Consider the following 13,311-nt stretch of genomic DNA (forward strand, 5'->3'; position numbering starts at 1 on the left):
TCGGATACATGTGCTATTGCTGTAGGAATCAAGCCAACGCGGTGGACGGTGAGCCGAATAGGCGTCATATTCGGCTCACAAAATGAGCCGAATAGCTTTTCTATTCGGCTCACGGACTCAAGGCAGGCAACGAATGGCAACTCACTGGATCTGGCAGCAGCCCGATTGGCCCGACGTCAACTGGCAGGCAGAACGCCTGACGCCGTTGTTGCGCGAGTGTGTACAGGCACAAGGTCAGTTGATGGGGATGGCCGGTTCAGTAGGTGACTCTTTGGGGGCTCAAACCGAACTGGACGCCCTTTTGCAGAATATCGTGACGTCTTCGGCCATCGAAGGCGAGCAACTGAATGTCGGCTCCGTGCGGTCATCTTTGGCGCGACGTTTGGGCCTGGAGTTGATCGACGGCGATAAAGTCAGCCAACGCAGTGAAGGTCTGGCGCAGCTTATGCTGGATGTCACCCGTCGATTTGCCGAACCGTTGACGCTGGAACGCCTTCTGGAATGGCACCAATGGCTGTTTCCCGATCAAGAGGCCGACCTTACTGCACGCCGCATGCATGTGGGTGCACTACGCGGTGACGAGCCTATGCAGGTGGTATCGGGTCGCATTGATCGTCCAACGGTTCATTTCGAGGCGCCACCTCGCCAAGGTCTTGAGCAGCAGCTCGAGCAATTTCTCCAATGGTTCGAGGCCAGCCAGCATCAGACAGCACTGGACCCGATGCTACGCGCGGGCATCGCCCATTTCTGGTTTGTCACTTTGCATCCGTTCGACGATGGTAACGGCCGTCTGACCCGCACCATCACTGATCTGGCGCTGGCACAGGGCGAAGCGCAAGCCATCCGTTTCTACGCCATGTCGGCGAGCATTCTGGATGATCGGTCCGGCTACTATCGGATTCTGGAATCGAGCCAGAAAGCCACACTGGATATCACTGAATGGCTCACATGGTTTCTGCAAACGTTGCTAAGCAGCTTGCAACAAGCCATCACTCGAATCGAAAGCGTGCTGGGCAAGACGCGTTTCTGGCAGGCGCACCGCGAGTCCGAACTCTCGGCGGAACAGGTCAAAGTGCTTAACCGTCTGCTCGACGGCGGTGAGCGGGGCTTTGAGCACGGTATTAGCGCCGGGCAATATCAAGCTGCGGCGAAAGTGTCAAAGGCCACGGCGACCCGACATCTTGCGGAGTTGCTGGAGAAAGGTTGCCTGCAACGCTTGCCGGGAGGTGGTCGTAGTACCCGCTATCAGGTCAACTATCCCGACAGAACTACACATTAATCTCACTCAACACACAGCCATTCTTACCCTTGCGGGGTGAGCCGCTCATTTGCCCATAAACCCCCTATCTGCTAGTGTCGCGCCGGTTTAACGTCAACCGGAAATCGCCGCCATGGCCCGCAAAAAAGCTGCACTGGATTTCGAACAGTCCCTCGCCGACCTGCAAACATTGGTCGAGCGTCTGGAGAACGGTGAATTGTCGCTGGAAGACTCGCTGACCGCTTTCGAGCAGGGCATCGGCCTGACCCGTGACTGCCAGGCGGCGCTGGCCCAGGCCGAGCAGAAGGTGCAAGTGCTGCTGGAGCGCGATGGCGAACTCGCCGAGGAACCCTTCGACGCGGAACAGCCAGAATGATTGCAGCGTATTCGGCGACCAGTCAGGCGCGGGTCAATGCGGCACTGGAAATCCTCTTCAAGGCACCGCTGCCAGAGCTGTCGCGCCTGTATGAGGCGATGCACTACAGCGTGATGATCGGTGGCAAACGCGTGCGTCCGCTGCTGGCCTACGCGGCGTGCGAAGCACTTGGCGGCACGGCTGAGCAAGCCAATGGCGCGGCCTGCGCGGTTGAATTGATCCACGCTTATTCGCTGGTGCACGACGATCTGCCGGCGATGGACGACGACGATCTGCGTCGTGGCCAGCCAACCACCCACAAGAAATTCGACGAAGCCTGCGCGATCCTTGCCGGTGACGGTTTGCAGAGCCTGGCGTTCAGCGCCCTGCTCGACCCGCGCCTGAGCAGCCTCGACGCCGACATCCGTCTGCAACAGGTTACGGCACTGGCGCACGCGGCAGGCCCGGCAGGCATGGTCGGCGGTCAGGCCATCGACCTCGGTTCGGTCGGCCTGAAGCTTGATCAGCAAGCGCTGGAGCAGATGCACCGGCACAAGACCGGCGCGCTGATCGAAGTCAGCGTCAAGCTCGGCGCCCTGGCCAGCGGCCGTGCCGAGCAGGAAGAACTCAAGGCCCTGCAGACTTATGCACAGGCCATTGGCCTGGCATTTCAGGTCCAGGACGACATTCTCGACGTCGAAAGCGATACCGAAACCCTCGGCAAACGCCAGGGCGCCGACATCGCCCGCGACAAACCGACCTACCCGGCCCTGCTGGGGCTGGACGCGGCCAAGGCCTACGCCTTGGAGCTACGCGATCAGGCGCTGCACGCGCTGCGACCGTTTGACGCGGCAGCCGAGCCTTTGCGCGACCTGGCCCGGTATATCGTCGAGCGGCATAACTGAACGCCAACCTGCCAAAAAAGACCAACGCGTGGGCAGGGGGCGATGCATCAGGTAAACTGCCGCATCTTTTATACCTATAACGATTCGCCTGATGCCCACGACGTTTCATGAGATTCCCCGCAAGCGCCCGACCACGCCCCTGCTCGACCGCGCGAACACGCCGGACGGCCTGCGCCGGTTAGGCGAAGCCGAGCTGGAAACCCTGGCCGATGAGTTGCGCCTGGAATTGCTCTACACGGTCGGTCAGACCGGTGGGCATTTCGGTGCCGGCCTGGGCGTCATCGAGCTGACCATCGCGTTGCATTACGTCTTCGACACCCCGGATGACCGGCTGGTGTGGGACGTGGGTCATCAGGCGTACCCGCACAAGATCCTCACCGGTCGTCGCCAGCGCATGGAAACCCTGCGCCAGAAGGACGGCATCGCCGCCTTCCCGCGTCGCTCCGAGAGCGAGTACGACACCTTTGGCGTCGGCCACTCCAGCACCTCGATCAGCGCAGCGCTGGGCATGGCGATTGCCGCCCGCCTGCAAAACAGCGATCGCAAGGCGATTGCCGTGATCGGTGACGGCGCGCTGACCGCCGGCATGGCCTTCGAGGCGCTGAACCACGCGCCGGAAGTGAACGCCAACATGCTGGTGATCCTCAACGACAACGACATGTCGATCTCGCGCAACGTCGGTGGCCTGTCGAATTATCTGGCGAAGATCCTTTCCAGCCGCACCTACGCAAGCATGCGTGAGGGCAGCAAGAAAGTCCTGTCGCGCCTGCCCGGCGCCTGGGAAATCGCCCGTCGCACCGAAGAATACGCCAAGGGCATGCTGGTTCCCGGCACCTTGTTCGAAGAGCTGGGCTGGAACTACATCGGCCCGATCGACGGCCACGACCTGCCGACCCTGATCGCCACCCTGCGCAACATGCGCGATCTGAAAGGCCCGCAATTCCTGCACATCGTTACCAAGAAAGGCAAAGGCTTCGCTCCGGCGGAAGTCGACCCGATCGGTTACCACGCGATCACCAAGCTTGAACCGGTCGACGCCCCGGCCGCTGCGCCGAAGAAGGCGGGCGGGCCGAAGTATTCGGCGGTGTTCGGCGAATGGCTGTGCGACATGGCTGCGGCTGACCCACGTCTGGTGGGCATTACCCCGGCAATGAAGGAAGGCTCGGACCTGGTCGCGTTCAGCGAACGCTTCCCGCTGCGCTATTTCGACGTGGCGATTGCCGAGCAGCACGCCGTGACGTTCGCCGCCGGCATGGCCTGCGAAGGTGCCAAGCCAGTTGTGGCGATTTACTCGACGTTCCTGCAGCGCGGTTACGACCAGTTGGTGCACGACGTCGCCGTGCAGAACCTCGACGTGCTGTTCGCCATCGACCGTGCCGGTCTGGTGGGCGAAGACGGCCCGACCCACGCCGGCAGCTTCGATCTGTCGTACCTGCGCTGCATCCCGGGCATGGTCATCATGACCCCAAGCGATGAAAACGAACTGCGCAAGATGCTCACCACCGGCCACCTGTACAACGGCCCGGCGGCGGTGCGTTACCCACGCGGCACCGGCCCGAACGCGACCATCGACAAAGACCTCGAACCGATCGAAATCGGCAAAGGCGTCGTCCGTCGTCAGGGCAGCAAAGTGGCCTTGCTGGTGTTCGGCGTGCAATTGACCGAAGCCCTGAAAGTCGCCGAGAAGCTCGACGCGACCGTGGTCGACATGCGTTTCGTCAAACCGCTGGATGAACAGCTGGTGCGCGAGATCGCCGGCAGCCACGAGCTGCTGGTGACCATCGAAGAGAACGCGATCATGGGCGGCGCCGGTGGTGCGGTCAGCGAATTTCTCGCACGCGAGAATATCCTCAAGTCGATGCTGCACCTGGGCTTGCCGGACGTTTACGTCGAACATGCGAAACCCGCGCAAATGTTGGCCGAGTGCGGGCTGGACGAGGCCGGAATCGAGGCGGCGATTCGCGAGCGCCTGGCGTTGCTCAACCGCTGACACTGCCCCCCTGTAGGAGCTGCCGAAGGCTGCGATCTTTTGATCCTGATCGTCGGCAGCTCCAGACCTTTCTCAAAAGCAAAATCAAAAGATCGCAGCCTTCGGTAGCTCCTACAGGTTTTTGCATAAACCATGGATTGCCATGAACCTCTCCCGCCTCGCCCTGCCCTTCCTGCTGCTGCCAGCCGTCAGCGCCCTCGCCGATACCTTCGAACGCGACGAAGCCCTGAAGCTGCCGGACACGCTGATCAGCGCCAACCGTCAGGTCGAAGCGCGCAACGACAGCAGCGCCGCCAATACCGTGTTCACCCGAGAAGACATCGACCGCCTGCAACCGAGCAGCGTCACCGACCTGCTGCAACGGGTGCCCGGCGTGCAAGTGGCGCAGGCGGGTGGGCGCGGCAGTCTGCCGGGGATCTACATTCGCGGCACACAGTCGGCGCAGAGTCTGGTGCTGGTCGACGGCCAGCGTATCGGCAGCTCGACCTCCGGCGACAGCAACCTGCAGCACCTGAACATCGACCAGATCGAGCGAGTGGAAGTGCTACGCGGTTCACGCTCGGTGATTTACGGCAGCGATGCGATTGGCGGGGTGATCCAGATCTTCAGCCGGCGCGGCACTGAGCAAGGCCTGCAGCCGCGCCTGCACGTCGGTTTCGGCAGCCATCAGACCTGGGAGCGCAGCCTCGGGCTGTCAGGGGGAGATGACAAAACCCGCTTCAACCTCGGCGCCAGCCTCGATGACACCGCCGGCCTCGACCGCACTCACGAGTCCTACCCCAGCGACAGCGATCACGATGTCTACCGCAACCAATCCATCAGCCTGAGCCTCAGCCATGCGCTGACCGATGACATCGAAGTCGGCGCCAATCTGCTGGATAACCGTGGCAAAAGCGAGTTCGACAACCCGTTCGGCCGCTTCGACATGACGACCTTCGAGTCGGTGCAACAGCAGCCTTACAGCGACTTCAACGTCAGCAGTGTCAGCAGCTACGTCGATGCCCGGGTCAACGACGTCTGGAAAACTCGCGTCGAGTTTGGCCACAGCGAGAACCGCGAGAAAACTCTCGACAAGCTCAGCGACGAGCGCACGGTGTTCAACACTTACCGCGATTCGGTGAACTGGCAGAACGACGTGACCCTGGATGCGCGCAACAGCCTGATCCTCGGCGGCGACTGGTACGAAGACCGGGTCAATAGCAGCACCGCGTTCAACGAGGACAGCCGCTGGAACCGCGCTGCGTTCATCCAGCATCGTTATCAGGCCGACAGTTTCTCCACGGAACTGGGCCTGCGCCACGACGACAACCAGCAGTTCGGCGGCCAGAACACCTGGAGCGGCACCTTTACCCTGCCGCTGAACCCGGACAACGATCTGCTGCTGAGCTACAGCGAAGGCTTTCGCGCGCCGACCTTCAACGACCTGTATTACCCGGACTTCAGCAACCCGGACCTGAAGCCGGAAACCTCGAAAAGTTACGAACTGCAATGGCGCAGCCAGTTGAGCGACACCAGCCGCCTGGAAGCGTCGATTTACCGTACGGATCTGGAAGACGCGATCATCTTCGGCAGCAACTCACGTCCGGAGAACGTTGCCTCGGCGCGGATCAACGGTTTCGAAGCCGCGCTGAAACAGGAACTGTTCGGCTGGCAGAGCAACCTTGGGGTTTCGATCATCGATCCGCGTGATCGCGATACCGGGCGCACTTTGGCACGTCGTGCGCGGCGCACGTTGAGTTGGGATCTCGATCGCCAGTTTGACCAAGTCAGCCTCGGCGCCAGCTGGCAGGCGGTCAGTAGCAGTTATGACGACCTGAAAAACGAGCAGCCGCTGGGTGGTTATGCGCTGTTCGGTTTGCGCAGCAGTTGGGCGCTGAACCGCGAGATCAAACTGGATCTGAAGCTGGATAATCTGCTGGACAAGGGATACAGCCGCGCGCTGTACAGCTATGACGGCAGCCAGTATGGCTATCGAGAGGAAGGTCGGGCATGGGTATTTGGCGTCACCTGGACCCCGGACATCCACTGATTTCAACTGTAGGAGCTGCCAAAGGCTGCGATCTTTTGATCTTGCTTGTGGCTGACTTGGAGTCGCCGAAGATCAAGATCAAAAGATCGCAGCCTTCGGCAGCTCCTACAGAGGTCAGAGGTGTGGCTGAATGAGTTGGCATAACTTGGCGGTCGCCTCGATCATCTGTCCGCTTGGGCGCTCCAGGCCTTTATCCGTGACCAACAGCAACTGCCCTGTCCTCACCGCATCGACCTGCGGCCAAGCTTTCCAAGCATCGAGCTGGGCCTGATCTCCCGCCAGAATCACCTCGGGATTACGTTGCAACACCGCCTCGATACTGACCTGCGGCGCCGGCAAGCTCAGGTCGGCGAATACGTTGCGCGCGCCGCACACTTCAAGCGCATCGCTGATGATCTGCCCGCCGCCGACGGTGTACAGCGGCTTGTCCCAGACCTGGTAGAACACTTTCAGCGGCACATCCCGGCGATAGCGCTGGCGCAGGTCGTCGAGTTTGCTGCGCAACTGCGCCGCCAGTTTCACCCCTCGCGCAGGTCGCCCCAGTCGCGTGGCAATGGTTTCAATCTGCGCAGACAGTTGTTCGAGATTGTGCGGTTCGGCAACGTAAGTCGGAATATTCAGGCGTTTGAGTTGATCGCGTTGCGCCGGGCCAACACTACCCGGCCACAGCAGCAATAAATCCGGCTTGAGGCTGAGCAGGCGCTCCATGTCCAACTGACCGTAACGCCCTACGGATGGCACTTCCTTGAGCGCTGCAGGACGCTCGCCAGCATCCAGCACGCCAACCAGTAGATCAGCCGAGTCCAGCTCAACGACGATTTCAGACAGGGACGGCGCGAGACTCACCACCCGCAGGCTCGCCAGCACCGGGCCGGCGCAGGCCAGCAGCAGAACCGCCAGCCACAGACGACGCATCAGCCGAGTTGACGCGGGATGCGATAGAGGTAGAACAGCACGGCCGTGGACAACGCCAGCAGCATCAAGGGCACCGCTTCGAGGCCGACGAACACTGCCAATGCACCGATCCAGGCTGGCAATGCGGCCGCGAGGAATGCGTTACGACGCTGGGCCGCCAAGGCAATCCAGGCCGCCGGTTCGTCAGGGGTATCGAGGGCTTTTTGCGTGGCGATCAGCGCATGTTTGTAACGGCCGAAAAACTTCAGGCTGACGAACATCGAAGCCACGCCGGCAATGAACATCGGCATTGCCAGCACCGGCAGAATGCCTTCGCCCTGGCCGAACAGACCATTGAGGACGAACAGTGGCACCAGTGCCAGCGCCAGGTATTTCCACCAGGCAACGGCCAGACGGCGTCGCACCTGACCGCGGGTCACGCCCGGTCTGCCTCGCCCTGATGCTCGTTGCCCATCATGTGGTCGAGCTTGCTGGCCTTGGTCGCCAGGTACAGTTTGTTGTGCGGGTTGTGGCCGGTGTGCAGCGGCACACGCTCGGCGACAACGATGCCCATGTCGGTCAGGGCTTTGACCTTGCGCGGGTTGTTGGTCATCAGGCGCAGGGACTTCACGCCCAGATGCTCCAGCATCGGCAGGCACATGGCGTAATCGCGCTGGTCGGCGGCAAAGCCCAGACGCTCGTTGGCTTCCACGGTGTCGGCGCCGCCGTCCTGCAACTCGTAGGCGCGGATCTTGTTCAGCAGACCGATGCCGCGCCCTTCCTGGCGCAGGTACAGCAGCACGCCACGGCCTTCGCGGGCGATGGCCTTGAGCGCCGCTTCGAGTTGCGAGCCGCAGTCGCAGCGCTGGCTGAACAGGGCATCACCGGTCAGGCACTCGGAGTGCAACCGGCCGAGAACCGGGGCACCGTCGTCAATTTCACCCAGGCTCAGCACAACGTGCTCGCGGCCGGTGGCTTCATCGAGAAAACCGTGCATGGTGAATTGCGCAAAAGGCGTTGGCAGCTTGGAAGCGGCGACAAAAACGACAGGCACCGGTGTGCTCCTGATCTAAAAAGTCTGAAGATTCGCAGGCCGGCATTGTAACAGCAGGTGCCTGCAGACGCTTAGGCTGAATTGTCGGGCATAACGATCAAAAAGTTAGATAACAACCCGGTCGACATAGATTCCTGTACGAGCTGTCGAGTGAAACGAGGCTGCGATCTTTGATCTGCTTTTTCAGAATCAAGATCAAAAGATCGCAGCGTGCCGCAGCTCCTACAGGGGATTCGCCGCTCCCGTAGCGAACGGATACGGCTGCTTCCACTTCTCGAAAACAGGCTTCAGCTCGCCGCTCTTCACCAACTGCTCCATGCGCTTGTCGAACAACGCCATCAGCGTGCGTGCTTGCGGGGTATCGGCGAAGCACAGGTACAGCGGCAGCTCGGCGATATGAGTCTTGCGAAACTGCGCAGGATCCTTGGCCCTGTCTGCCACGTAATCGATTTCGGTCAGCGCGTCGATGTAATAGTCGGCGCGGTTGTGGGTGAGCATCGACAGGATCCCGGTACGCCGGATGACTTCATTGTAGTTGCGCACATTGGGCAGATAGTTCTGATAGTCGTAACCGCGAACCCAGGCCAGTCGATAGCTGCCAAGCGTTTCCAGGGTCGGTAGCGGACTGCTCGCCAGGCCCAGGGCGTAGATGTGATCGGTGTCGAAATTCCAGCGCGGATACAGCAGGCTACTGTCCTCGTCACGATAGGAGCCGACGCAGGCGTCGACTTCGCCGCGCTCTGCCAGCCCGACCGAGCGGGTATATGGCTCGCTGCGAATGTCGAGTTTCACCCCGGCGGGCTCGAACACCTTGCGCAGCACGTCCCAGCCCAGGCCATGACCGTCGGCAGCGGTGTAGTCTGCCCATTCTTCGCTGGCCAGGTGGATGACCGACGGCGGGTGCGCAGCTTCCTGCGCACTGGCGACAGCGCCCAGCACGGTCATAAACACCAGCGCCAGCCAGCGTCGAGCCATCCCTAGTCTCCTCACTTAACCCTGACCATCCGGATCAGGCGAAAATCCACACCAGCCCCTGCATCGCCAACCAGGCGAACACGCCGGCCAGCACGTCGTCGAGCATGATGCCGACGCCACCGTGGACATGCCGGTCGATCCAGCGGATCGGCCATGGCTTGAGAATGTCGAAGAAACGGAACATCAGGAAACCGGCCAGCAACCAGTACCAGCCTTCCGGCACCAGCCACAGGGTGATCCACATCCCGACCATCTCGTCCCAGACGATGCCTTCGTGGTCGTGGACCCGCAGATCGTCGGCGACCTTGCCGCACAGCCAGAAGCCGAACAGCATGGTGATCCCGAGCATCAGCCAGTAACCCCAGTCGGGCAGCATCTGCCACAACGGGATAAAGGGTAGCGCAACTAACGAACCCCACGTGCCCGGCGCTTTCGGCAGGGTGCCGGAACCGAAGCCGAACGCGAGGAAATGCCAGGGATTGCGCCAGACCGACGGCGGAACGAATTCGGCCGGAACCTGTTTCGGGTGATCTGTCACGGTGTCTCCTGAAAATGTTGATAACCCCGGATTTGCGGGGTGATGTCATGTCCTTCGCGATCCAGCAGCACCACACCCTGGCCCTGCGCTACCCGCCCGATCACATGGATCGGCCAGCCATCGGCGAGCAACGCCGGCAACTCGACGGACGGTAACGTGAAGGCCAGCACGTAGTCATCGCCGCCGCTCAACGCCGCCCGTTCCGCGCCACGCTGACCGAGAAACGCCACCAAAGCGTTCGACAACGGTACGCGCTCGCGTTCAACCTCAAGCCGCACCTGTGACGCCAGAGCGATATGCCCGCAGTCGGCGAGCAGGCCGTCGGAGATATCCAGCGCCGAAGTGGCTTTGCCACGCAACGCCTGACCGAGCGCCAATTGCGGCTGCGGCGACCAGTAATGATCGAGCAATGGCTGGGCGATGTCCGGTTCGGCTTCGCGCTGGCCGAGCACCAGCGGCAAGGCCCCGGCGGCGTTGCCCAGCTCACCGCCGACACACAGCAGATCCCCCGGTTGCGCACCGCTGCGCGTCAACGCCTGGCCGGCCGGGACGCGACCGAACACCGTGACCGTCAGGCTCAACGGCCCACGCGTGGTGTCGCCGCCGACCAGCGCCACGCCGCAGCTTTGCGCCATGCGGTTCAAACCGCGGGCATAGGCTTGCAGCCAATCGGCTGTCACCGTCGGCACCGTCAGGGCAAGGGTAAAGGCTAGGGGCGTGGCGCCCATGGCGGCCAGGTCGCTGACCGCAACGGCCAGCGAGCGCTGACCGAGCAGAAACGGATCGCAGGGATCGGCGAAATGCACGCCGGCCACCAGCGTATCGGTGGAAATCGCCAGCTGTTCCCCGGGGGGAACCGCCAGCAAGGCGCAGTCGTCGCCGATCCCCAGTGCAACGCCCTCGCCGCCCTGCGCACAAGGCGCGGCGGCGAAGAAATTGCGGATCAGCTCAAATTCGCCCATGGCTGAGAAAAGTGCTCAAGCGCCAATCAGCGCTTGAACGCCTTCACTTCAGCTTCACGCAGGCGCGGAGCCAGCTTGTCGAGTACGCCGTTGACGAACTTGTGGCCGTCGGTCGAACCGAAAACTTTCGCCAGTTCGATACCTTCGTTGATCACAACGCGGTACGGCACGTCGACGCGCTTGAGCAGTTCCCAGGTGGACAGGCGCAGAACCGCCAGTTCAACCGGATCCAGCTCTTCGATTTCGATGTCCAGACAAGGCTTGAGCGCGGTGTCGATTTCGCTTTTGAACTGAGGAACCCCGTGCAGGATCTCGCGGAAGTAGGCGCCATCGACATCGGTGAAATCGTTATCGACCCGGAACTGCGCTTCGATCTCGTTCAGCGACTGCTTGGCCATGTGCCATTGGTACAGGGCCTGAGTCGCGAGCTGACGGGCTTCGCGGCGCTTGACGCTTTTCGATGGCTTGCCGGCGGCCGCAGGTTTTGGATCGCGCGGGTTGAAACGATCGCTTTCGTCGCTAATCACTTGGCCTCCAACTGCGCCAGCAGGCTGACCATTTCCAGAGCGGACAGGGCAGCTTCAGCACCTTTGTTACCGGCCTTGGTGCCGGAACGTTCGATGGCTTGCTCGATGGAATCAACGGTCAGGACGCCGAAAGCGACCGGTACGCCGAATTCCATGGACACCTGGGCCAGGCCCTTGGTGCACTCGCCTGCCACGTATTCGAAGTGCGGGGTGCCGCCACGAATGACCGCGCCGAGGGCGATGATGGCTGCGAACTCACCTTTCTGGGCGACTTTCTGCGCAACCAGCGGGATTTCGAAGGCGCCAGGTGCGCGGATGATGGTGATGTCGCTTTCGCTCACGCCGTGGCGAACCAGGGCATCAACTGCACCGCTGACCAGGCTTTCAACCACGAAGCTGTTGAAACGGCCCACTACCAGAGCGTAGCGGCCTTTAGGGGCGATGAAGGTACCTTCGATGGTCTTCAGGGTCATTCGTCAGATCTCTTAAAGAGCCGGGACGCGTCTCGTACGCATCCCTCAGTGATATTAGCCACGATTTCATGGCCGGAAACCCCGCATTGCTGCTCAATGACGAACCTGTGGCGAGGGAGTTTGCGCCCCGCTGGGCAGCGTAGCGGCCCCTTTGGTGGGCGCTGCGCACCCAAGCGGGAGCAAGCTCCCTCGCCACAATCGATCTACGTCAACAATGCCGAATTCACCGGGTCATTATTCGGAGGGCACGTATTCTACAACTTCCAGATCGAAACCGGATATCGCATTAAATTTCATCGGTGCCGACATCAGGCGCATTTTGCGCACACCGAGGTCGCGCAGGATCTGCGAACCGGCACCGACGATGCTGTAGGTGGTCGGTTTTTTCACCGCCGCCTGATCAGCGGTTTCGCGGATGTGCGCCAGCAGCACGTCGCCGTCCAGCGGGTGACCGAGCAACAACACCACACCACTGCCGGCCTCGGCGACCGCGGCCATCGCGGCGCGCAGGCTCCAGCGGCCCGGTTGCTTGACCATCAGCAGGTCACGCAGCGGGTCCATGTTGTGCACACGAACCAGGGTCGGTTCTTCGGCGCAAACCGTGCCCAGCGTGAGGGCCATGTGCACGTCGCCTTCCACCGAATCACGATAGGTCACCAGGTTGAATTGGCCCAGTTCGCTATCCAGCGGCTGCTCGGCAATCCGCTGAACGGTACGTTCGTGGATCATCCGGTAGTGAATCAGGTCGGCGATGGTGCCGATCTTGATGTTGTGTTCGGCCGCGAACGCTTCCAGCTCGGCGCGACGGGACATGGTGCCGTCGTCGTTCATCACTTCGCAGATCACACCGCTTGGCTCAAAACCGGCCATGCGCGCCAGGTCGCAGGCGGCTTCGGTGTGACCGGCGCGGGCCAGGGTGCCACCGGCCTGGGCCATCAGCGGGAAGATGTGGCCCGGGCTGACAATGTCTTCAGCCTTGGCGTCTTTGGCGGCAGCCGCTTGCACGGTGCGCGCACGGTCGGCGGCGGAGATCCCGGTGGTGACACCTTCGGCAGCTTCGATCGACACGGTGAACTTGGTGCCGAAACCGGAACCGTTGCGCGGCGCCATCAATGGCAGCTTCAACAGTTCACAGCGCTCGCGGCTCATCGGCATGCAGATCAGGCCGCGGGCGTGCTTGGCCATGAAGTTGATGTGCTCGGCCTTGCAGCATTCGGCGGCCATGATCAGGTCGCCTTCGTTCTCGCGGTCTTCGTCATCCATGAGGATGACCATCTTGCCTTGGCGGATGTCTTCAACCAGTTCTTCGATGCTATTGAGCGCCACAAGGCACCCCCCTTCTTTCGAATTT

14 protein-coding genes are annotated in these 13,311 nt (G+C 61.6%); 5 read left to right on the forward strand and 9 right to left on the reverse strand.

Annotated elements, in window-relative coordinates; translation table 11 throughout:
• Positions 1-133: 133 nt before the first annotated feature.
• The 5 genes from KKQ10_RS21560 to KKQ10_RS21580 all read left to right on the forward strand — a co-directional run bounded on the left by KKQ10_RS21560 (position 134) and on the right by KKQ10_RS21580 (position 6,537).
• Entirely contained in the window at positions 134-1,279 is a 1,146-nt protein-coding gene (locus tag KKQ10_RS21560) for a Fic family protein (RefSeq protein WP_215502232.1), read from the forward strand.
• Between the two features lie 112 nt (positions 1,280-1,391).
• Positions 1,392-1,634: an exodeoxyribonuclease VII small subunit gene (locus KKQ10_RS21565; protein ID WP_003228627.1), complete on the forward strand. Its 243-nt coding sequence runs from the start codon at positions 1,392-1,394 to the stop codon at positions 1,632-1,634.
• Positions 1,631-2,518 (forward strand): (2E,6E)-farnesyl diphosphate synthase, encoded by an 888-nt coding sequence (gene ispA / locus KKQ10_RS21570; RefSeq protein ID WP_215502233.1) that lies wholly within the window; start codon positions 1,631-1,633, stop codon positions 2,516-2,518. Before KKQ10_RS21565 ends, ispA begins: the two co-directional genes overlap by 4 nt.
• A 91-nt stretch (positions 2,519-2,609) precedes the next feature.
• Entirely contained in the window at positions 2,610-4,508 is a 1,899-nt protein-coding gene (dxs, locus tag KKQ10_RS21575) for a 1-deoxy-D-xylulose-5-phosphate synthase (RefSeq protein WP_215502234.1), read from the forward strand.
• A 142-nt stretch (positions 4,509-4,650) separates the two neighbouring features.
• Positions 4,651-6,537, forward strand: coding sequence for a TonB-dependent receptor domain-containing protein (locus tag KKQ10_RS21580; protein ID WP_215502235.1), 1,887 nt, complete (start codon positions 4,651-4,653; stop codon positions 6,535-6,537).
• Positions 6,538-6,651: 114 nt separating this feature from the next.
• Here KKQ10_RS21580 and KKQ10_RS21585 read toward each other — a convergent pair whose 3' ends face one another.
• From KKQ10_RS21585 to ribBA, 9 genes are all read right to left on the reverse strand, one after another.
• Positions 6,652-7,452: a cobalamin-binding protein gene (locus KKQ10_RS21585; protein ID WP_215502236.1), complete on the reverse strand. Its 801-nt coding sequence runs from the start codon at positions 7,450-7,452 to the stop codon at positions 6,652-6,654.
• The gene (locus KKQ10_RS21590; RefSeq protein WP_127651235.1) at positions 7,452-7,871 is read right to left on the reverse strand and encodes an MFS transporter; all 420 of its coding nucleotides are present in this window, start codon (positions 7,869-7,871) and stop codon (positions 7,452-7,454) included. The genes KKQ10_RS21585 and KKQ10_RS21590 overlap by 1 nt, the downstream gene beginning before the upstream one ends.
• Entirely contained in the window at positions 7,868-8,485 is a 618-nt protein-coding gene (ribA, locus tag KKQ10_RS21595) for a GTP cyclohydrolase II (protein WP_127651236.1), read from the reverse strand. Before ribA ends, KKQ10_RS21590 begins: the two co-directional genes overlap by 4 nt.
• Before the next feature lie 222 nt (positions 8,486-8,707).
• Entirely contained in the window at positions 8,708-9,460 is a 753-nt protein-coding gene (locus KKQ10_RS21600) for a substrate-binding periplasmic protein (protein ID WP_215502237.1), read from the reverse strand.
• Positions 9,461-9,494: 34 nt separating this feature from the next.
• Positions 9,495-9,998, reverse strand: coding sequence for a phosphatidylglycerophosphatase A family protein (locus KKQ10_RS21605; RefSeq protein ID WP_003228639.1), 504 nt, complete (start codon positions 9,996-9,998; stop codon positions 9,495-9,497).
• A complete protein-coding gene (gene thiL / locus KKQ10_RS21610; RefSeq protein WP_215502238.1) occupies positions 9,995-10,960 on the reverse strand; it encodes a thiamine-phosphate kinase in 966 nt (321 codons plus the stop codon). The genes KKQ10_RS21605 and thiL overlap by 4 nt, the downstream gene beginning before the upstream one ends.
• Before the next feature lie 26 nt (positions 10,961-10,986).
• Positions 10,987-11,487: a transcription antitermination factor NusB gene (nusB, locus tag KKQ10_RS21615; RefSeq protein WP_102354581.1), complete on the reverse strand. Its 501-nt coding sequence runs from the start codon at positions 11,485-11,487 to the stop codon at positions 10,987-10,989.
• Positions 11,484-11,960 carry a 6,7-dimethyl-8-ribityllumazine synthase gene (ribH, locus tag KKQ10_RS21620; RefSeq protein WP_003228649.1) on the reverse strand — a complete coding sequence of 159 codons (477 nt, stop codon included), beginning with the start codon at positions 11,958-11,960 and terminating at the stop codon, positions 11,484-11,486. The genes nusB and ribH overlap by 4 nt, the downstream gene beginning before the upstream one ends.
• Positions 11,961-12,194: 234 nt before the next feature.
• On the reverse strand, positions 12,195-13,286 hold the full coding sequence (ribBA, locus tag KKQ10_RS21625) for a bifunctional 3,4-dihydroxy-2-butanone-4-phosphate synthase/GTP cyclohydrolase II (RefSeq protein ID WP_007966103.1): 1,092 nt from the start codon (positions 13,284-13,286) through the stop codon (positions 12,195-12,197).
• Between the last annotated feature and the right edge of the window lie 25 nt (positions 13,287-13,311).

The sequence above is a fragment of the Pseudomonas sp. MG-9 genome (genome assembly GCF_018729515.1).
Classification (GTDB): domain Bacteria; phylum Pseudomonadota; class Gammaproteobacteria; order Pseudomonadales; family Pseudomonadaceae; genus Aquipseudomonas; species Aquipseudomonas serboccidentalis.